This is a genomic window from Halomonas citrativorans, from assembly GCF_900163645.1.
Lineage (GTDB): Bacteria > Pseudomonadota > Gammaproteobacteria > Pseudomonadales > Halomonadaceae > Vreelandella > Vreelandella citrativorans.
The window spans coordinates 15,547-37,463 of record NZ_FUKM01000022.1 but is presented as its reverse complement, the minus strand read 5'-3'; the positions used below and the strand labels follow the sequence as shown (position 1 = coordinate 37,463).

Genomic DNA, 21,917 nt, shown 5'->3' with positions numbered 1-21,917 from the left:
CTACGATTGCATCGATATGGCAAATTGTAGCGCGCGGTAACGCAGGCGAGGAACGAGCCTGCGGCACCCGCGAAAGGCGGCGCCAGCCGCCCATGCATGGACAACCATCCCCAACTCCGGCAGCGCTGTGCGCTGCTTTTGCGGGTGCGCTTCGCTTACACCGCACTACATGAACCACTCCGCACCGATATAGCAAATCGTAGCGTGCGGTAACGCGGGCGAGGAACTAGCCTGCGGCACCCGCGAGAGGCGGTGCCAGACGCCCGGGTATTGGTAACCAATACCAGCCCCTGAACCATTTCGCATCGATATAGCAAATCGTAGCGCGCGGTAACACGGGCGAGGAACGAGCCTGCGGCACCCGCGAAAGGCGGCGTCAGCCGCCTATGCATAGGCAACTATCCCCAACCCCGGCAGCGCGATGCGCTGCTTTGCGCCGGGCCGCCGCTGCGGGTGCGCTTCGCTTACCGCGCACTACGATTGAACCACTCCGCATGATATACGCTTAATCGCTGCCAAACAGGTCGCGGGTATATACCTTGGCTTCCACATCCTGAAGCTCTGGCACCATGCGATTTGCTAAAATAACATCGCACTTCTCTTTAAATGCCGCTAAATCACGCATAACGGTTGAACCAAAGAACCTGTCTTCTTGTAATACCGGTTCATAAACGACCACTTCTATACCTTTCGCCTTAATGCGCTTCATCACGCCCTGCATGGCACTGGCGCGAAAGTTATCCGACCCTGTTTTCATAATCAGGCGATACACGCCAACCACAGAAGGGTTACGACGCAGTACCGACTCCGCAATAAAATCTTTGCGCGTACGGTTGGCATCTACAATAGCCTGAACCATGTTACTCGGCACATCGGCGTAGTTCGCTAGCAGTTGCTTAGTATCCTTGGGCAGACAGTAACCGCCGTAGCCAAAGCTTGGGTTGTTGTAGTGGCTACCTATACGCGGGTCCAGGCCAACGCCCTGAATAATCTGCTTGGTATCCAGCCCTTGGGATTCTGCGTAGCTGTCCAGCTCATTAAAGTACGCTACCCGCATGGCGAGGTAGGTATTGGCAAACAACTTGATTGCTTCGGCTTCCGTGCTGTTAGTCAGTAATACTTCACTATGTTCAGCCGCTGCCCCCTGCTTTAAAAGCGCAGCAAAGGTTTCGCCACGCTCGGAACACTCACCCACAATAATACGGGAAGGATACAGGTTGTCATAAAGCGCTTTGCCTTCGCGCAAAAACTCCGGTGAAAAAATAAGGTTTTGCGTATTAAAGCGTGCCGATGCCCCCTTGGTGTAACCCACGGGCACCGTGGACTTAATCACCATGACGGCCTGGGGGTTAATACGCATCACCTGCTCAATCACTGCTTCAACACTTTGCGTATTAAAATAATTGGTTTGAGGGTCGTAATCGGTAGGGGTAGCGATAATGACAAATTGCGCATCCGCATAGGCCTGCTCAGCATCCAGCGTGGCTGAAAAACGCAGATCATCACGCTGCAAGAACGCCGTTATTTCAGCGTCTTCAATCGGAGAGTGGCGGTTATTCAGCCATTCAACTTTTTCAGGCACAATATCCACCGCGACCACGTCGTGGTGCTGTGCCAACAGCATGGCATTGGAAAGCCCCACATAGCCCGTACCGGCAACGGCAATTTTCATTTTTAGTTACTTCCTAAAGCTGAATAAAAAAACGCACGAGTTAGTTTATCAAAACCATTGGCCCTTTCCCCTGTAAGCAAGGACTAAACTCCGTCAGCTCAAACGCCTTGCCGTAACCGCCAAAATGCTGCCGCTATTTGCGGATCACCCATGGCAAATGCATCCCGCGCTGCTTGAGCCGCCATCTTGGCGGTTGCTTCAGGATTATCAAGCAGCTGTATTAAACCGGCCTGCCACGCCTTGGGCGCGTCGTCCACCAGCAAGCCATTCTCTCCATGGCGAACGATCTCAGTATAGGGATAGCGGTTTGAGTAAATACCCACGCCCCCCATCGCGGTAATATCCAAGAACTTAATGAACGACTTACCCTGGTTAAACGGTGTTTCCAAAAGAGGTGCTACACCAATATGTAACCGACAGCTTGCCTGGTAGGACCGAAACGCCTGCCAGGGTAATGGGTCGGGTGTTTTAACGCGTGGCAAACCCGCCAGTTGGGCGGGCGTGTGTTTACCCAGCATTATTTCAAGTTGAGTATCTGACCTGCCCTGTTGAACCGCCGTTAATGCAGGCGCTATATACAGCAGATCCGTAAGATGGGCACGCGTACCGTGAAAACCAATCTTCCACGGCGTCGGTGCTGAAGGCGGTAGCCTAAAATGCTCAAGGTTCGGCAATGAAGCAATCAATGGCGGTGTTAATACCGAAACGTGGCCATGCTGGGCAACAAAACGCTGCGCGAGCTGTTCGCTGCATGCCACCACTTCATCGCTTAACATCAACAAACGTGGCTGAAGGTGGACAATGCGCCCCATACGCTGGCGATAGGCAGCAGGTAGCGTTGGGTCATTGGCAGCAGCGGCAATATCGTCATCAATTAAATAGGCAATATAGCCAAAAGCATTTCGATGACGCTCCAACCAGCGTAACCAACCAGGCGATAATGAGCGGCAAAGTAGCAGGTTCGCACCCGCGTAGCGCTTTAAAAACGTTCGCCCGTGGGCAAGTGCGGCGCCCAATGAGCGCGAAGCCGTTACCCGATTTATCGTTGCCCCTTGTTGGCGTAAATCAGGCGCGGCTGATTCCAGAAAATAGATATCTTCCGTAGGTCTGCCGCCATCGCTAAGCATTACCCAGCGTGCCTCACTGTTCACTGTTACGCCTCTTTTTCTCGCCCCGATGGCTGTTGGGAGGTTTAGCTCTGGCAGCGCGGTGCGCTGCTTTTGCGCCGGGCCGCCGCTGCGGGTGCGCTTCGCTTACCGCGCACTACGGAGAACCACTCCACCACGATATAGCTGAATTGTAGCGCGCGGTAACGCAGGCGAGAAACGAGCCTGCGGCACCCGCGGGAGGCGACGCCAGCCGCTTGGATATTGGCAACCAACCCCGGCAGCGCGGTGCGCTGCTTTGCGCCGGGCCGCCGCTGCGGGTGCGCTTCGCTTACGCCGCACTACGGGTGAACCACGCCGCGTCGATGTACGCTGAACCCAGGCTAACTGTTCATCGCCTACTATTTCTCACTTACGATCTTGTTAACGTAACGAGAAATCTTCGTGCACCAAGGTTAAATTTGGGTTATAGGCAGGGTCACTGTCGAGCAGTTCGCCCCAGGCATTGCGCATATAGGCATACTCACTTAGCCATCTTGCGCGTTTCTCAGGCGTATCATCTGCACCGCGTGAGACCGACTCGTGATGATAGAGCGCAGCGTAGGGGGTCCAAAGATTACGGTAACCCGCTTCGCGTACCTTAATACATAAGTCAACGTCGTTGTAAGCCACGGCCAAGTCTGTCTCGTTCAGGCCATTCACTTCATCAAAGACTGATTTACGCACCAACAAACAGGCAGCGGTAACGGCTGAAAGATTTTGAGTCACCTTGAGCCGCCCCATATAGCCGTCTTCGTCGCGCTGGAAGAAACGATGAGCGTGACCAGCCAACCCCCCTAACCCCAAAATTACCCCACCGTGTTGAACCGTACCGTTAGGGTAATAAAGCTTGGCACCGACACAGCCAATTTCAGGGCGTGACACTTGTTCGACCATTTCGGTTAACCAGGTGCCTTCCATGGGTTCGATATCGTTATTGATTAATCCAATGATGCTGCCTTTCGCATTAGCAGCACCAAAGTTATTAATGGCCGAATAGTTAAACGAATGGTTCCAGTGCAACACCTTGACCCGTGCATCCCGGGCTTCCACATCTTTCAGGTAGGCCAGCGTCTTAGCACAGCTGCTCTGGTTATCAAGAATCAGGAGTTCAAAATGGGTGTAGTCGGTACGTTCCAATATCGCGTTGACACAGGGGCGAAGTATATTCACACCATCGCGAGTGGGCACCAATAGAGTCACTAAAGGTTTGGGCTCAGGCATTGGCCAGCGTACTCGCTGAGTGCCGGGTAACAGCCCTTCACTTACCTTGGCCCCCGCGCCCAACTGGTCAAGATGCTGCTGAACTAACGAAACATAGGAGGCGCTGGCCGTTTCGGGCACTCCGTGATAGGCAACATGGGGAATATGCGCCAGCATGTCGGGCGTAAAATCGGCGCGGCGCATAACGCTTAGAACTTGTGAGTAATCTAACCAATCTGCGTTAGCCGCGCTCCCTGCATCACTTTGTACGGTAAGTCTTGGCAAAAACGCACGCTTGTAACATACCGCCCGCCCCACATATGGCATGGAAAGAAGCATATCCGAATTGAACGCTGGCTTGAACTGCGGCGAATGACGTACGCCGTCCTCGTCCAAGCTGTCTTCATCGGCCACCAGCACCTGCGCCTGCGGGTTATCGTGAGCAATGCTAGCCGAATGAAATAAGGCATTATCTGCCAAACGGTCGCCAAGGCGTAGAAACCACACCCAAGGGTGCTCGCAATAGGTCAGTGCTTCCAAGCGCTGTGCTGCCACGCTTTGCGCTTCGCTCTCTTTAACTTCCAGAAAGGGTAGCTCGCGCATCCATTCCGCCAGCCAGCTATGCAATTGTTGATGAACAGCGGGGGTTATTAGCAGCAGCGCCTGACGAGGGAAAAGCGACTGTTCCGCCAAGCTCGCCAAACTATGGCTCAAGCCCTTTTTAAACGTTGCTACATCGGTTGCCGAGAAACTTCCGTTTATCAGCAGCACGCTGCATGCAAATTGGCACCGCTCCTTGGCATCTTGCTCGCTGGGCCCCCGGCGGCGCTCCACCTGGTGGATCCACCGCTGGTAATGGCGCCTTGTCGACATACTGATAAAGGTACTATCGTAATCTTCAAGGGCGATAGTCTGCCATTTTCGACTCTGTTTGCGTGCCTGCTGCTGCAAGCTCTGCTTCACTTCGGCCAACGGCAGGTCGCGGTAGTGCTGGTGCATATTGGTTAACCGCTGAAACAAGCGGTTGTAGGCAAACCTGGGGGTTAGCCAGACAAACCTGAAATGGCTGTAGGAAAAGGTGCACTCTGTGTTTACCGGCGTCAGCGTCATTCGCTCAACCCCGTACGGCACATAGACCAATCGCTTGGTGATCTTGCCCATGCGCAACGGGAAATCGACCGTTATGGATTGCCGTGATGTCTCAAGCACTAACGTGGCTACGATCCCACTCTTATCGCACTCACAGGCAATTTCGAGCATGTTCCAGCCCGCAAGCGGCAATTGTCCACGCAGTTGGAAAACAGGCTGTGTGCCAAGCGAGCACCATTCGCTTGGGCGGGTAGCGGCAGATAGCTGCTGCAACGGGATAAAATGCTGGGGAGCACGGTGATGAAGACGCCACCTTTTGGGCGTCTCATAGGGTTGGATTCTCTTCATTGTGTCAGCGGCGTACCCAGCTTTAAAAAAGCGGATATCTTAACAGCCAGCAGCGTTTGCAACATCCCGGAAGACACCTTATGTAACTATCCAAGGAGAAAGACCCAGTGAGGAAATGATAGGGTTATGCGTTTCAACATCTATACGACGCTTGGCCACCATCATGATCTCCTCCTCGGAAAGACACGCTTTTTTTTCAGCGATCAACGCCTGCAACGAACAGCTAGCCCTAGGCACCTGCACCACAAAACGCGCATTCGTTTGAGCGACCAAAAACTCAGGCTGTACAGCCTTGACCACTTCAGGGTCAAGATTACCAGCACTGTGCACAAACACCACACGCTTAAACAGCCGACTCACGTAGTTAAACATCGAATAGCTGGATGAAGAACCAAATATCAAGCAAGTACCCGGCATCAAAGCCTTTCCATTGGCAAGCACTATCAGGCGTCCAAAGTTCGGCAGGCCATTATCAAAACAGCGGTACTGATGATAATTAAACGTGCGCAGCGAGTTGATACGGCAGGTTCGTTCGGGTTTTAGCTTACTGCCCAAATCGCCGGTCAAGGAACGTTCACCATACTCATCATCGACAAAGGTATTCTCCACCGCCCACTCATCAAGCCCAAGCGCCGCTGCCAGCACCTTGGACGCCGCCATGGCGCCCTGCTGCGTCCAATGCGTATCCGTCTGAATAAATGCGTCATCACCTAGTGCCATTAATGCCTGCACGGGATAGACCAGCACCAGGGCTTCCGGCAGCGCTAACAGTTGTTGAATGGGCCCGCCTGCGCCTTCCGCGTAAGGGTGATACCGAGGCCCCATCACGCTCTCCTTGGCAGGTGCCACCAGCACTGCAGAGGCCGCTCCATGCTTTTCAGCAAGCGCGTGGAAGTCTTTCAAATAGCGCTGCCAACCTTTAACCCCTTCATCGGTAAGCAGTAAACGCCCTCGGTACTGATCAACGCTGCCATTGGTATCGTTGTCCAGAAATAGCCAGTTCGCTTTACCTTCCAGTACTTTCAAGGGTGCGACTTCAGCACCGTCTGACTCCGGCAATTCGGGCATACTCACTATGGGCAACGGTATACGTTCACCGTTGACACATATTTCCAGCGTACAGGTAGTCAGTTGATGCGGAACAGTGAAGCGAAACCCACAGCGTAATTGAGGATGCTTGGCAGGGTCTTCCCCAAGCACGGCTTCAATAACGTCAGGGCGTTCCAGGCTCAACGGATGGCAAAGCTCAAATACCGAGTTCCAGCAAGCAATGACTCTTACATCTTCCATGGATTTCGAAAGCGAAGGGGGAAGTAACACCCAGCCCTGCACTACCCAGCCGTTTTGATTCAGCCAAGGCGGGCATTCAAGCGATGGATAATCCAGATGCCATCGCAGGCCCTGGTTAACCGCCTGCTGCCCCCGATGACTGATGACCGTTTTTTTCACCTGCTGCAGCCAGAGATTAGACGCTGTACGTAGGCTTTTCACATCAAAGTTTCCATCATAACCTTACACCACAGCGATACTCGGTAAGAATTGTCCAAAATGAGACAAGCCGCATCTCGTAAAGTGCGGCTTGTCTGAACAACAAATTTCAGTAGTGCTTCTGGAAACGCTATATATCCCAAGGAGCATCCACGAAGTCCAGCCTCATTTTATTAGCGGGGTCCCAGCGATTTTTCTTGAACATGATATCGAACTCGCTCTCTTTCTTACCCGCCAGCTCATCAGTGGATTTTTGCAACTTGTGATAAATCAACGCATCGCTGACGTGGTAGATTCTGAGACCGAGGATATGGCGTACAACATCGCAATAAATACGGTCTGACCGGTAGTGGCGTCCGTACTGAGCATCCAGATCGCCAGCTTCGCGATACACGTGGCGGGGAATATACACGCAGAAAAACGGCGCAAAGGTAATTTCCAGCGTGCGACCATCGTGAAAGAGTGGCACGTGGTGAACGTTAGCGTGATGTTTTGAAATATTCACGTCGCATGGATAGCTAGCATCGGCATACGGCACGTGATCATTCAGTGTTTTAGTACCGCCCAACAGCACCTGCTGGGGCACTACCAAGCCACACTCAGGCAAGCTGTAAGCTGCATGCTGCATAGCCTCAAACGCGCCAGGGGTTACTAGTGAATCGTTATTGAGAAGTACGATGTCATGGTCGGCTTTCGCCGCATGAATGCCCAGATTAACCGCGTGAGTAAAACCAAAGTTCGCATCGTTGAAAACCGCTTTGATGCGCTCGCCGTCACTTTCCTGGCGGATGAACTCGCATACCGCTGGCGAGGAGTTATTATCCACCACGATGATCTCAAGTGAGGCACCTAAATTCAGTGCGTAGAGGCTTTCCAGGCACTCTTGTAAATCATCTCTGGACTCATAGCTGGGAATAACGACTGCTACGCCCCGCTCAAGGGTAGCTACTTCCGCTTGCGGCGTACCAGTCACGGAGTTATCAGTAACGGCCGCCTGAGTTTGACGTGGTTTGGCGGCGTAAGTAGCCCCGGTTTTTTCGCGCACAGCCTCCAGATAAGATAAATACTGCTGATTATTGGTCAGCGAATTACTCGCTTTATCGATGAAGTAATGGGTGAGTATTACCGGCACTGAATACAGCACGGCATCCAGTGCGTAACGGCGTACCAGATCCCAATCCACGTAACGCGGTAGTGCTTCATCGAAGCCTCCCAAGCGCTGCCACGCTTCGCGAGTATGCACAAACGTATTCAAATCAACGTAATTGCGATTGAACAGCAGTGATCGATTAAGCGGCCCAAACATCACCCCAGCGGGTGTTTCACTATCGCCATGATAACGGTATAAGCCTGAATATAGCGCTTCGGCGTGGGGCAGTTTCTTAAACGCCCCTACCATGGCTGCCACATAACGCGTATCCCAGCGGTTGTCGGAATCCAGGTACATAATGTACTCGCCCTGGGCGGCTTCTAACCCTCGATTACGTGCCGCCGATACCCCACCGTTTTGGCTCAGCAACAGTGCGTTTACCTGGGGGTTAGTATTAGCGCAGCGCTCACACCACTGGGCCGTACCATCTTCGCTGCCGTCGTCGATCAAAATCAACTCAATGCGCGCATACGACTGCGCCAGTACCGAGTTTACCGCTTCCTCAATGGTATCCAGCCGGTTAAAGCAAGGCATGATGACCGACACAAGCGGCGGCTCAGTTAGCACTTGAGTGTGCTCAACGAGTATGCGAGCCACGTTTTCCATGGCGGCAAAACAGCGCTTGTCGGCTTCGCGGAAAGGCTGCGCGACATAAGGGTTGACCAGAGTGTGCGCCAGATACCCAGAAAAATCGCTAAAGCTGCGCTCAAAAGCCCAGCGCACCTTTTTACTGGCGATACATTCGCCGGTTTCGGCATCCAACAGTTCGATACTATGCTGCTGGTCATCCAGCAGCTCAACGGGCGGATATACATCAAAGGCATGGCGCCCCTGGTGCAGCCCGTTGGCACGTAAATCGGCTCGAAAGTGATTGGCAGATGTCTTGATATCTCGCACGCCATCGATACGGATAATGACTTCTCGGGGCGCCGGGTTTACGAGTGATGCCAGCCACCCGCGAATGGCGTTACTGCTGTCTAAATTGAGATCGCCGGTTATGCGCAGGCTGCTCTCGTTTTGGCTAACGTCAGCGCTGGTAATTGGCGCTGCAAGCAGGCGTGAGGGCATAGTGCGCTCAAGGGGCATATGCGATTGATACGGCGCAATGGAAAACTCACCAGAAGAAGCGAGCTCCAGAAGCAAAACCTGCCCTTCCTGGGGCTGGATGACACCGCCTACCAGCCTTTCCAACGCATGCGCTAGCTCACCATCCTGCTTACCAGTTTCAGGTTCGAACTGATGTTGGGCCACCTCTTGCGCCAACGGCAATAGTGCTTGGGGTCGGCACCAGAACATGCTGCCAGCCAAGAAGCCCCAATCGCTTTCAAGCGGTACACCCAATGGCTTGGCGATCCGCGTAAGCCAGTTTTCGTTTCCAAAGCGCATGGCCTGTTGGCTCATGAACAAACGCTTTGGCCCGGCTAACTGCAACCGTGAGTCACGTCGTAGCCTGGTCACCAATCGCCGCACGCCCTCACGACTTGGTAATACGCTACTTATCAGCGCCTCTCGCCACTGCTGGGCAACCGGTGTAACGCCCTGCTTGGTGTGCAGCTTCAGGCATAGCTCATAGCCTTGCAAACGCGGTAGCAACGAAAAAAACGGTGCTATATCGCGCCCTTGGTTGGGGCAGTTTACTACTTGCGCACCACTGAAGCGGCGCTGCAAGGCGACCACTTCTTTCGTATCCGAGGCATGCGGCGTGGTAATGAACAGGTCAAATGGCTCGCTTAATAACGCTAGCCGGTCACCTAATGGGGCTATCAAATCAAGATGGTAAGCATGCGCTACCACCGCCAACCGAGACGCAGGCTCTACGTTACTATCACCCGCCAGTTTAAGCCGCCCCTCATGGCAACCGTGGCAGAGATAGTGCATTAAGGGGTCTAGCCCGGAGTTGCTAATATCAGGGTAGCGAGTTCGGTACGCGTCAGTGTCAAAGTGTGGCCCAGGGCAACGGCCCAGCGCCCATCCGTAGTTTACAAAATGGTCTAGCGGAGATAGCTGGCTAAAGGAAGCATCCGGGTAGCGCTGTACATACCAGGTTTCGTCAAATAAGCCGGAATCCAGCAGTAGCGCGCGCTTAGCATTACTCATTATTAGCCCTTCACGCTGCGCTGTTCTTTCTCGCCAAACTTAAGGTAGTGCACCAGCGGGTTGATACCGCTCTCCACTACATCCGGGTTATGAGTCAAGTAGTACACTGAATCGAACTCTGGGCCGGGGTTGCGACCTTCAAAACCGCCCATCAGCAAATAGTGGCGGGCCGGGCGGGCCGACATTTTAGGGTCTGAAGCAATATCCGAGTACTGCGCTAAATACCATTTGGCATCAAACCACTGGCTGGCTTCAATCAACGACACCTGACGCTTAATCGCGCGTTTCGTTAATGCAGGCGTCTTGGCAACGAAAGCGCCAGTGCCTTTAGCTTCCGGGGGTTTAGCTACCTGGCTCATACGCAACGCTTCAAGCTGCTCAACCAGATGTGCCAGCTCATGCGTTTGTCGTTCTATCTCGCGGCGCTGTTGTACCTGGGTTTCCTGGCTGGATTTAGCCTCTGCTTCAACCTTCTGCCTAGCGGCTTTCGCACTTCCAAGCTCACGCTCCAGTTGCTCACGTTGTGCTTCGTTTTTCTCCAGCAGGTCAGTGAGTACGGCCAGCTCCTTGAAGCGCTCGTCCACACTATGGCGCGCATCTTTCAATGCGTCTTCACTCGCCTTTTTTTGCTGAGCCAGCTGTTTTTCTGAAGCTGCTCGACTTTGTTCGCCATCCGCGATGCGTTGTTCAGCTTCCTGCAATTTGCGGGTTAACTGGCCCAGCTCGTTAAAACGCGCCTGAAGCGAGGACTCGGTTTGCCGCAGCTTGGCGTTGAGCTCAGCGCGCTCTTCGTGTGCACTATGCAAACTCTGCTCATTGGCCTCAAGCAAATTGGTGAGTTTGGTAAGCTCACTAAAACGCGTTTCCACTATCTGTTGGGTTTCATTTACTTCTCTTTGAAGCGCTTGCTCACTGCTTTGTAGTGATTCGACCTGCGTCTGCGCCTCGGCAAGGGCATGCTCGGTTTTCTCAAGCTTACCGGTTAGCTGGGTGTGTTCTGTACGCGCCGTTTCAAGCACGTTGTTCTTTTCTTCCAACTGCTTCTGGGCCTGGCTCAGCGACTGCTCGCTTACCTTGGCGGCTTGAGCATGTTCGCGTGCATCAGCTGCGTGACGTTCGCCCTGTTCGCGCTGGCGTACCAACTCATTTTTCAACTCAGCGTTGAACTCCTCAAGAGAGCTAACCCGCTCGGCCAACCGGCCACGCTCCTGGGCAAAACGTGCCTCCTGTTGTTCCAAGCGCTCCTTGAGCTTGATGCGCTCATCATGCGCTTGGCGCAGCTGCTCTGCCTGCTGGGCTACCTGTCGCTCCGCTTCCGCCAGGCTGCCTGCCTGCTCGCTTACCCGAGTTTCCAGCGTTTGAAATAGCGCCTGTTGCTGGCGAACCGTCACCTTATCCTGGCAACTGCGGCCAAGGCGTGCGAACACGTCCTGCACTACCTGAGTAGAGGCATTGGATTCCAGTGCGCCTAACAGGTTGTTAACCAGATGGGGCAACTCGTTACCCACGGCAATCACGCCCAACCCTCCGGCATGATGAAATACGAAATGCGGGTAACGATTTTTAATGGACTCAAAGGCACGGAATACAAAGCACCCCGGCTCGCGGCGGGCAATACCCGGCACTACCACCACACCTTGCGAGGAGAGCCGCGACAACCAGCGGTCCAACAGGTAATCGACACTATTGTCATCAGGACTTATATGCAGCAGCAACAGATCAATTGAGCCTTCATCAAACTGTTCGATTGCCCGAGCTGGGTTGGTTTGAAGCCATTGGCTAATGGCTGAAAAGTGATCGGACGCATAGGCGTGAATCTCATTCGCCGCTTTTTCGTCTACGTCCTCACCCACCATGTAGCAGCGCGCACCCAAGCGAAGGCGCGAAGCCGCTTGGCAAACCGCAAAGTGAGGTACATCATCCACCCCCAGCCCTACTACCTGCTGTGGCCTTAATGCCTCCACCAACCAGAACAGGAACGGCAAATGCTCCAGCCAGGAAGAGGGTTCGCGATAATCAGGCTGCCAAAACATTGACCCTTGGGCCAAGGTATTAATAGAGGGCTTAATAGCGAGTTCCGTGGCGGCGTGCGGTGCTACCTGGTGTTGTTGCTGGCTCACAATAAATTCCTGACAGGTAATAGATTAACGATAGAATACCAGCTTAACCGGGCAAGTTGGCAGCCGGCGCTGGGAAAGGGCGTATTGCTGGACTAGCAGAAAGGTACAAATCAGTTGGCTGTTCGCCGCTCGCATGCCACTGAGCTGCGGCCTCGCGATAATCAAAGCGCACACCCTTGAACTGGGTCACCAAATGCGTAGGCCCCGCTTGGCTTAGAGACGTAGGAAGGCTACGACCAAAAGCTAAAGGAACCCCTCTTTGCAGCGTACCAAACGCCTTATCTCCGAACACAGTCGTAAAACGCTGAAAGTATTCGGCATCAGCATCTACTCGGACAACATCCCAAAAACCGAGTGTTTCAAAAACTTCCCTTTTGAACATGAAGGATGACGTGTTGCGATAAATCCACCCGTCCATCGCCTCAATCCGCCAGCGGTTGAACATTAACTCAGTAGAACAACGCACCCAATCACTAAAGCATGCTTTCCATTCAGGCTGCGCCAGCAAGCCTGCTACTTGGGCTTCAGTTTTTTGCGGATGCGACCAGTCATCGCTATCGTGAACGGTGATAAAAGCGCCTTTTGATGCCGCAAGCCCCCGATTACGGGCTGCATAAGCGCCCTGGTTAACTGGCTGGCTTAATACCTTGAACCGAGCATCTTTTTGACTGAACGCTCGGGCAATAGCTAATGAGCGATCCGTGGACGCATCATCCACCACAATCACTTCCAAGTTGGTATAGGTTTGCTTGGCCAGGCTACGCAGCGCCGTTGCCAAATGCTCTTCAGCGTTAAATACCGGCACGATAATACTTACCAAACTATTATCATCTACCACCGCTGTGCCAGCCGTTGCCGAGCTCTCTACCATCACGTTATCAAGCGTTAACGGCTGGCTGGGGTCTCTAAGACCGACGGGGTGCAGGTTAGCTTTCAAGAATAGTGCGTTGATATGCTGCAAACGGAACTGCTCTGTAAGCGCATCGGCTTGGGTAACCATACGCCTTTCTTGCGTAGAGGCCTGTACGGCCAGAAGATTGGAGAGTGCCAATGAGGTATCCGAATAATCCGGGTAAGCTATTTTTAGCTGCTGTATGCGCTGCCAAGCATTTACCAGTTGGCCACATTGAATCAAGGCCTCTACTTCCAGCAACCAAGGGGCGGGGGTGGCGGGTTTAGCTTCACGGTGCTGGTGGCGGCTGGAGAGTACATCTGCACAGCGCTGCCACTCCCCTTGCCAAGCATACCAACGGCCAAGCGCCCAAGCGGCATAGCTGGCCTCCCAAGCGTCTTGATGAGTAAGCAAGCCCTGCAGAGCCTTCAGTGCCGAAGAAGTAGCCGTTTGTTGCCAAAGCCGCTCCTCACGTTCGTGAGCCCTTAACTCTACCGGCCACCGCCCTTCCTTTTCACCGTTGCGGATAAAGTGCAGCAACGGGCTGATGCCCGCTTTAGCCACATCTTGATGGTTATTAAGGTAATACGCCGCATCAAACCGCGGGCCTGCCTTACGCCCCCACGCTTCTCCCAACAGAAAATAATGCTGAGCTGGAGACATTCCAGAAACCGCCACATCTGGGTATTGCATCATGTACCACTCGGCATCGAACCAGGGGCTTTGCTCGATGTCAGCGATATCTGATAAATCCCTTTCTGGCGTATGCGTATGAAGCAGGCCAAGCGATGAAGATGATGTCAAAAGTCATTACCTCGCATAACAGAACAGCATTGCACTACTTATGAAAACGCATCAGCAATCTGCTGAGCACACCTCTGGGCCAGCTCAGCATCCACTGCTTCTACCATCACACGGATCAATGGCTCTGTACCCGATTTACGTAACAGTACACGGCCAGTTTGCCCAAGCTGTTGTTCCACTTCGGCCACCGTTTTCTTGACCAAAGGGGCAGCTAATGGGTCTTCGTCACCGCTTGGCGTAAAACGTACGTTAATCAGCGTTTGTGGCAGTTTTTGCATACCCTGCTTGGCCTCAAACAGGGTCGCTTGCTGCTGCAGTAAACAGGTCATTACGCGCAGCGATGCAATGATAGCATCGCCAGTGGATGCGTGGTCCAGGCTCAGTAAATGGCCCGAACCTTCCCCGCCCAAGCGCCAGCCGGTTTCTTTTAGCTGCGCTATTACGTAGCGGTCCCCCACCTTGGCCCGAGTGAAGGGAACCCCCATAACGGCAAGCGCCTGTTCCAAGCCAAGGTTGCTCATCTGGGTGCCCACTACACCGCCGCTATAGCCTGCGGCTTTGGCATCTTTGGCCAGCAGGTAAAGCAACTCATCACCATCTACTACGGTGCCAGTATGGTCTACCATCATCAAGCGGTCGGCATCGCCATCCAGCGCGATGCCCATGTCTGCCTCGTTCTCCAATACCGCTGCACGTAGGCTTTGCATAGAGGTAGCGCCACAGCTGGCATTGATATTTACGCCGTTGGGCTTATCGTGAATGCTGATTAGCTCTGCACCCAGTTCACGGTATACGGCGGGTGCTACCTTGTAGGCGGCGCCATTGGCGCTATCCACTACAATTTTCAAACCGTTCAGGCTTAGCGCGCCCGGCAAGGTAGCCTTGCAATACTCGGTATAGCGGCCAGCAGCATCATCTATGCGGCGGGCTTTACCCAGCTTGTCGGATTCCACACACGTCATGCCGCCTTCAATAGCCACCTGTAACCAGCGTTCAATTTCCTGCTCTTGGGCATCGTTTAGCTTGCTGCCGCCCTGAGCGAATATCTTGATGCCGTTATCGTAAAACGGATTGTGCGAAGCGCTGATGACCACCCCGGCATCCGCCCGAAAGGTAGAGGTTAAATAGGCAACGCCCGGCGTGGGCAGCGGGCCAACCAAGGCAACGTTAACCCCCGCCGCTGAAAAGCCTGCTTCCAAAGCAGACTCCAGCATATAGCCACTGGCGCGCGTATCCTTACCAATCAGAACTTCTTTAACACCTTCCGCGCCTAATACCTGACCGGCAGCCCAACCCAGCTTCATGGCAAAGTCAGGTGTCATAGGAAATTCACCCACGCGACCGCGTACGCCATCCGTGCCGAAATATTGTCGCATTTTGGATTACCTAAATGATGAATCGTGAATCGTGAATCGTGAATCGTGAATCGTGAATCGTGAATCGTGAATCGGAAGAGAATAAAGCGTAGCCTGCATGCATTTACAATGAATGAATGCACAATCCGTAGCGCGCGGTAACGAATCTTGCGAGGCACCTGCGGATGGCGGCGACCAGCCGCCCCGGCCGCGCCATCCAACTCAGGTACGCCAGACAAGCACTAACTACTCCACCGTCACACTCTTGGCCAAATTACGCGGCTTATCTACATCCGTCCCTTTCACCAATGCCACGTGGTACGAGAGCAACTGAAGCGCCACCACATGCAACACCGGGGAAAGCAGCCCGTAATGTTCCGGCATCATCAGCACGTTAACGCCCTCAGAAGGCTTCACAGCACTATCACCATCGGCAAATACATACAGTTGGCCGCCACGCGCACTAACTTCCTGCATGTTGGCCTTCAACTTCTCCAGCATTTCATCGTTAGGCGCTACCACCACTACCGGCATTTCAGCATCAACCAGCGCCAACGGGCCGTGCTTTAGCTCGCCCGCTGGGTAGGCTTCCGCATGAATGTAGGAGATTTCTTTCAGCTTCAACGCGCCTTCTAGCGCAATGGGGTAATGCCGCCCACGGCCTAAAAACAGCGCGTGCTGTTTATCAGCAAACTGCTTAGCCCAAGCTTCAATGCCAGGCTCCAATGCCAACACTTTATCGACCGCGATAGGTAGATGGCGCAGTTCATTCAGATAGGTTTTTTCGTCTTCTTCACTCAAACGCTGGTTGGCTTTGGCCAGCAGAAGCGTCAGCAAGAACAGCGCGCTTAACTGTGTAGTAAACGCCTTGGTAGACGCCACACCAATTTCAGGCCCAGCGCGAGTAATAAAGCGCAACGCAGTTTCCCGAACGATGGCGGATTCCGGCACATTACAAATAGCCAGCGTATGGGTATGCCCCAATGATTTGGCATGGTGCAGGGCCGCCAGCGTATCTGCTGTTTCACCGGATTGGGAAATAACCACGATAAGCTGCCTGGGGTTAGCAACACTCTGCCGGTAGCGATATTCGCTGGCGATTTCCACATTACAAGGGATACCCGCCACCTGCTCAATCCAGTACTTGGCGGTCATCCCCGCATAGCTTGACGTACCGCATGCAAGGATCAGCACCGAATCCACCTGTTCAAACACGGCTTGGGCCTCAGCACCAAAAATACCTGGTTGCAACTGCCCTGCCCCACTGATCATTTCCAGTGTGTTACCCAGCGCCTGGGGCTGCTCGAAGATTTCCTTCTGCATGTAGTGGTTACAATCGCCCAGCTCCACGGCATCGGCGTTCAAGGTTGAGGTAACCACGTCACGCTGGGCGGGCTGGCCGATGCGGTCCACCAGGGTAATGGAATCACGCGTTAACCGCGCTACATCGCCATTTTCCAGATACATCATCTGCTTAGTAACGGCAAGCAGGGCCGATGCATCCGATGCTGCGTAGTGGCCATCTTCAGCAATGCCCAGCATCAGCGGCGAGCCTTCACGCGCCACCACCATGCAATCCGGCTCATCTTCGCTAATTACAGCCAGAGCAAACGCCCCTTTCAAATGCGCCACGGCGCACTGCACGGCAGAAAACAGATTTTCAGCCGGTTCGCCAATCTGGCCTTTGAAACAGGCTTGAATAAGGTGGGCAATGGTTTCCGTATCGGTATCAGAGGTAAATTCGTACCCTAGACCTTGAAGCTGCTCACGCAAGGCTTCGTAGTTTTCGATAATGCCGTTATGTACAACCGCCAAACCTGCTGAAATATGCGGGTGAGCATTACGCTCGGCGGGTACACCGTGGGTGGCCCAACGAGTGTGAGCAATCCCAGCATTACCACTAAGTGCCTTTTCTTTCACCAGAGCGGCTAATTCAGCCACACGCCCTTTAGATCGGGCGCGCTGCAAACCGCTACTTTGCCCAGCAGATAACAGGGCCAAACCCGCTGAATCGTAACCGCGATACTCCAATGTAGATAAGCCTTCTAAAAGAAAGGCAGTGCTATCCTTTGCGCTTATCGCACCCACAATTCCGCACATAAATATTCCTCAAACCATTAGCTAATAATAAAGGAAATTAAAACCCGCTTATCCCAAGCGAAATAAAAGTACACTCAACCCCAGCTCTATCGATAAAATGCTTCACACATAATCACAACATGACACCCAAGCTTTGAAGCACACAACATCCAGAATCAGTAAACAAAATAAGCTTTCTAAAAAATCACCAACATTAAATAAACATTCATTTGCGTTCTTCTGGCAGTGAGAAGTCTAAACCACACTCGCTTTCCGGTGATCTAACCTTCACATTTGAATTAACAGTACAGGGATTACATTTAGCCTCTAATTCACGGACTTGACGGCTTAGGTCATCATTTTCTTTTAGAAGATTACTAATTTTTGCTGCCAGCTCAGCCCTCTCATTTGCTTGAGTGTCAACCAGCTCCTTCAAATGCTTTTTAAGAGCATCCAATTCACTTTTATCATAAACTTTGCCAGACATAAAAACTCGCGTTATAAACTATTTAAGAAATCAAGGTGACCATTTTGAGAATATTCCAAGGTCACATCATCATAAACATTAGTAGAAGTTACATATTTTTCAAAAGCAGTCACATTATCACTCACTTTAACATCAACACCGAATAGCCCTAGGTCTTTTAACCTGTAAGACAACATGCCCAACGAATAGTTAACATCTCCTAAGATCAAATTAAAACCATGAACAGGCTTGACTGGAAGAAAACCAGTCTTTTCAGTGATTTTATTTTTCATAATTCCGTCTAACGATTTATTTGCACCCATCCCTTTCCATAAATCAAAATCCATAAACTCTAGCAGCTCTCTTCTAAGCACGCGTCCCAAACCAATTGTTTCACCGACTCTGTGTGGTTGACTTTGTTGTTCATTAGAGGCGCCATAACCTTTCCAGTAAATTGTTTTCTGGGTAGAGAAATCGTGTAAATAGCAATCTTGAAAACCTAAAAAAAGAGTGCCATTAGATACCTTCCTAGAATAAAATTTAAGCGTATTTTCACATATAAAATCATCTGATCCCAAAATCACTAATGCGTCAAAATCAAAGGAGCGTGCATAGGTAAGCCCAGCTTGCCATTTATCAGATAATGGCTGGTTCGGGTACTCTAAATAATGAGCGCCATATTTCTCACAAATACTTTGACTAACTTCACCTTCCGAACCCACAGCAATTACCTGAATATCGATATCGTGGCTTAGCTTTTCTTTCAATTTTTTATAGTAAGAAAAAAACAAATGACATAACTCATGCCTTTTCCAGACACAAGTCAAGACCAACAATTTAACCTTATGCTCAGTGACCTTTCGTCCATTATATTTTAAATATTCAATAAAAGGGTTGTCAGCATGGGAAAACTGATTACTAATTAAACATGAATTAATAAAGCTAAGGGCATGCCAAAGAGAGGAGGACTGAATATTTTTTTGTCTATTAAACTCAAGAAAAGAAGCTGTTATATCAGCTACATCTTGCCATGAATCAACTACCATGGGTGAGCGACTAATTATCCTCGCCATAATAACGTAAAGTAGTGCGTCGCCAGGTGTTTTTTTAAGACAGTTTTTACATATATCAAAACTGAGAAAAAAATCTTCACTCTTAAGCGCCATTTCTGCTTGTTTAGCAGAAAAAAGGTCATATCGCATTATTTATAGCCAACCTATTAGATATGAATATTCATTTCAACTGACCGAATGCAAGATAAATAGTAGAGTATCCTTTGAGAATAACGCCCTTCACTTCTAAGCTAGAGAACAGATGATTATATCTATTAAACACCTCGTTTTCATTTAAAAAGAAACGCACATGCCCAAAAGAATCAAAATTAGGAACTGAAAAAACTAAAGAAGCTTTACTTGGCATACTGCCTAAAAGCTCCAAATCTTTCTCTATGTGTTCTAGCACCTCAAGTAATATGTAAACATCAGCAGCATTTTCAGCTAACAAGGGGGAGGAAAAAGCATTGCCTTCTATAAACTCAACTCCTTTTGTTCTTTTTTTTGCCTGAGAAATGGCAACAGAACTATAGTCAAAACCTATGTAACTAAGAGCAGGCAAGTGTTTAATTGCATACTCAGCAAATTGGCCAGGTCCACAACCAACATCAACAACACTTAACACATTACTACCTTGAAAATATTGAAGCACTTCATCCCAAACAGGAACATAGATCGAATCATCAGAATTTGATGCATATTTATCTGAATTTTCATACACAGCATCATAAAACCGATAAGAAACTTCAATAGAATATTCAGAAGTAACTTCGTACTCAAGTTCTTTTTGAATAGCAGAAGCTTTTAAAGGTATGTTTTTGCCTTGAGAGGTAGTCAGAAAAATAGAAGACTGAATCAAACTATGAGCTGTATTAACATAACCTTGCTTACGTAATACATCAGCAGCAAAACAAGAAAAACCAATTAACCCAGAATACTCAGGATCAATTTTAACAATATCCCAAATACACCTCTCGGCTTGTCTCCAACACTTGTTATCTCTATAAAAAGCAGCCAAAACATGTAAAGACTTACTGTTAAAAACACCGATTTCAACGGACTTCTCTAACAACAAAACAGCCTCATAAAGACGATGTTGATTTCTTAATACTTGAGATTTAGCAATAATCAAGTCTATTGTTTTTCTCTGCCCCCCCAATAAAGAGCAATAAACTTCAGCTGCCTTTAAATACTCTTCCTCATCATTGTATTCTTTAGCTTTTTTTTCCCAATAGACAGTATCAATGTCATCCATATTATTCTCATTATTCTTCATACATACTCATTAAAGAGTAAAAACTAGAAAGCTTCGATGACTCTTATTTGATCTTGGGTAGACAAGTAAGGATGCATTGGCAAACTCATAACCTTTTTAGCTATTTCATCACCAATTGGCAGATTAACTGTATCATCCTTCACTGCAGGTTGCTTGTTTAAAGGAATAGGATAGTGTACTGCAGTCGGTACACCAGCTTCTTTCAATTTACCTAGAATGTCTTCACGGTCTTCGACAAGGATAGTATATTGTGCCCAAGCTGAAACACACCGTTCATCAATATAAGGCGTGCTAATAATACCTGCATCGTTAAGTAAACGCGTATAGGAAGTCGCAACATGATTACGCTTTATGATCTCATCGGCAAATATTTCAAGCTTAGGTAGCAGTATGGCCGCCTGTAGTGTATCCAAGCGACTATTTACGCCGACATGCACATGATGATAGCGCTTATCCTGGCCATGGCGCGATATCTGACGAAGCAGTTTCGCTAAGCCTTCATCATTCGTGAAAATAGCGCCGCCATCACCGTAACAGCCTAAAGGCTTGCTAGGAAAAAAACTCGTGCAGGCTATTGTACTGAGATTGCAGGATTTTTTTCCATTGTAGGTAGCACCAAAGCTCTGAGCAGCATCTTCGATTACAGGAATGCCATGTTTTTCAGCAATCGCATTGATAGCATCAAAGTCCGCACACTGCCCATACAGTGATACCGGTATAATAGCTTTAGTACGCGGCGTAATTGCCGCCTCCAATTGGGCGGGATCAAGATTGTAGGTTTTTGGGTCAATATCCACATAGACTGGCTTAGCGCCTAATAGGGCAACCGTTTCTGCTGTTGCAATATAAGTAAACCCTGGGGTGATTACTTCATCACCGGGGCCTATACCTAATGCCATCTGTGCAATCTGCAGCGCATCGGTACCATTAGCACATGTTATACAATACTTAGCGCCCGTAAATGCAGCTAATTTATCCTCAAGTTCTGAGACCTCAGGGCCAAGAATATAATTACCATGCGCAAGCACTTTCTGGATATTGGCATCTATTTTATCTTTGATGCGCTCTTGCTGGGCAGCCAAGTCAATAAATTGCATGATAATCAATCACTTTTAGTTAAAGTTTTGCCATTAAGATGATAGACCTTACCCGTATGAGGGCAAGCGGCTTCTGCTTGACCTTCCAGTGGCAAATCCAATTGCTCACCATACTCACTCATCCAGCCAATTTGCCGCGCAGGTACGCCTACCATTAAGGCATAAGCCGGAACATCCTTATTGATAACAGCACCAGCACCAATAAAGGAATACTCGCCTATGGTAACACCACACACGATGGTGCAATTGGCACCCAAAGTGGCCCCTTTCTTTACCAAAGTATCACGATATTCGCTTTTACGTTCAATCAGTGAGCGAGGGTTATAAACATTGGTAAACACCATGCTCGGTCCACAGAAAACTCCTTCTTCAAGGTGAACGTTGTCATAAACTGAAACGTTATTCTGAATTTTGCAGTTATCGCCGACTGTGACCTTATTACCAACAAAAGCATTTTGGCCAAGGGAAACCCCCCTACCGATTCTAGCACCAGCACACACATGCACGAAGTGCCAAACTCGGGAGCCTTCGCCTATCTGGGCGCCTTCATCAACGATTGCAGATTCATGTACTTGATAGTCCAT

General features: G+C 50.5%; 14 protein-coding genes. All 14 read right to left on the bottom strand.

Annotated features, from left to right (window positions below; genetic code table 11):
- Positions 1 to 505: 505 nt before the first annotated feature.
- Positions 506 to 1,672 (bottom strand): nucleotide sugar dehydrogenase, encoded by a 1,167-nt coding sequence (locus CZ787_RS05945; protein ID WP_087107171.1) that lies wholly within the window; start codon positions 1,670 to 1,672, stop codon positions 506 to 508.
- 98 nt (positions 1,673 to 1,770) lie between these two features.
- Positions 1,771 to 2,823 (bottom strand): glycosyltransferase, encoded by a 1,053-nt coding sequence (locus tag CZ787_RS05940; RefSeq protein WP_087107169.1) that lies wholly within the window; start codon positions 2,821 to 2,823, stop codon positions 1,771 to 1,773.
- A 378-nt stretch (positions 2,824 to 3,201) separates the two neighbouring features.
- Entirely contained in the window at positions 3,202 to 5,382 is a 2,181-nt protein-coding gene (locus CZ787_RS05935) for a glycosyltransferase family 2 protein (RefSeq protein ID WP_254908579.1), read from the bottom strand.
- 153 nt (positions 5,383 to 5,535) lie between these two features.
- Positions 5,536 to 6,948 carry an alginate O-acetyltransferase AlgX-related protein gene (locus tag CZ787_RS05930; RefSeq protein WP_087107164.1) on the bottom strand — a complete coding sequence of 471 codons (1,413 nt, stop codon included), beginning with the start codon at positions 6,946 to 6,948 and terminating at the stop codon, positions 5,536 to 5,538.
- 127 nt (positions 6,949 to 7,075) lie between these two features.
- Positions 7,076 to 10,192, bottom strand: a complete 3,117-nt coding sequence (locus CZ787_RS05925; protein WP_087107162.1) for a glycosyltransferase — start codon at positions 10,190 to 10,192, stop codon at positions 7,076 to 7,078.
- A gap of 2 nt (positions 10,193 to 10,194) precedes the next feature.
- On the bottom strand, positions 10,195 to 12,312 hold the full coding sequence (locus tag CZ787_RS05920) for a hypothetical protein (protein WP_087107160.1): 2,118 nt from the start codon (positions 12,310 to 12,312) through the stop codon (positions 10,195 to 10,197).
- 43 nt (positions 12,313 to 12,355) lie between these two features.
- Positions 12,356 to 14,008 carry a glycosyltransferase family 2 protein gene (locus CZ787_RS05915; RefSeq protein ID WP_087107158.1) on the bottom strand — a complete coding sequence of 551 codons (1,653 nt, stop codon included), beginning with the start codon at positions 14,006 to 14,008 and terminating at the stop codon, positions 12,356 to 12,358.
- 38 nt (positions 14,009 to 14,046) lie between these two features.
- Positions 14,047 to 15,384, bottom strand: coding sequence for a phosphoglucosamine mutase (gene glmM, locus CZ787_RS05910; RefSeq protein WP_087107156.1), 1,338 nt, complete (start codon positions 15,382 to 15,384; stop codon positions 14,047 to 14,049).
- A 225-nt stretch (positions 15,385 to 15,609) separates the two neighbouring features.
- Positions 15,610 to 17,463, bottom strand: a complete 1,854-nt coding sequence (gene glmS, locus CZ787_RS05905) for a glutamine--fructose-6-phosphate transaminase (isomerizing) (protein WP_087107154.1) — start codon at positions 17,461 to 17,463, stop codon at positions 15,610 to 15,612.
- Between the two features lie 205 nt (positions 17,464 to 17,668).
- Positions 17,669 to 17,929, bottom strand: a complete 261-nt coding sequence (locus tag CZ787_RS05900) for a hypothetical protein (RefSeq protein ID WP_087107152.1) — start codon at positions 17,927 to 17,929, stop codon at positions 17,669 to 17,671.
- A gap of 11 nt (positions 17,930 to 17,940) precedes the next feature.
- Positions 17,941 to 19,110 (bottom strand): hypothetical protein, encoded by a 1,170-nt coding sequence (locus CZ787_RS05895; RefSeq protein WP_087107150.1) that lies wholly within the window; start codon positions 19,108 to 19,110, stop codon positions 17,941 to 17,943.
- 31 nt (positions 19,111 to 19,141) lie between these two features.
- Positions 19,142 to 20,236 (bottom strand): class I SAM-dependent methyltransferase, encoded by a 1,095-nt coding sequence (locus tag CZ787_RS05890; protein WP_087107148.1) that lies wholly within the window; start codon positions 20,234 to 20,236, stop codon positions 19,142 to 19,144.
- A gap of 23 nt (positions 20,237 to 20,259) precedes the next feature.
- A complete protein-coding gene (locus CZ787_RS05885; protein WP_087107146.1) occupies positions 20,260 to 21,333 on the bottom strand; it encodes a DegT/DnrJ/EryC1/StrS family aminotransferase in 1,074 nt (357 codons plus the stop codon).
- 5 nt (positions 21,334 to 21,338) lie between these two features.
- Positions 21,339 to 21,917 (bottom strand): UDP-2-acetamido-3-amino-2,3-dideoxy-D-glucuronate N-acetyltransferase, encoded by a 579-nt coding sequence (gene wbpD / locus CZ787_RS05880; protein ID WP_087107144.1) that lies wholly within the window; start codon positions 21,915 to 21,917, stop codon positions 21,339 to 21,341.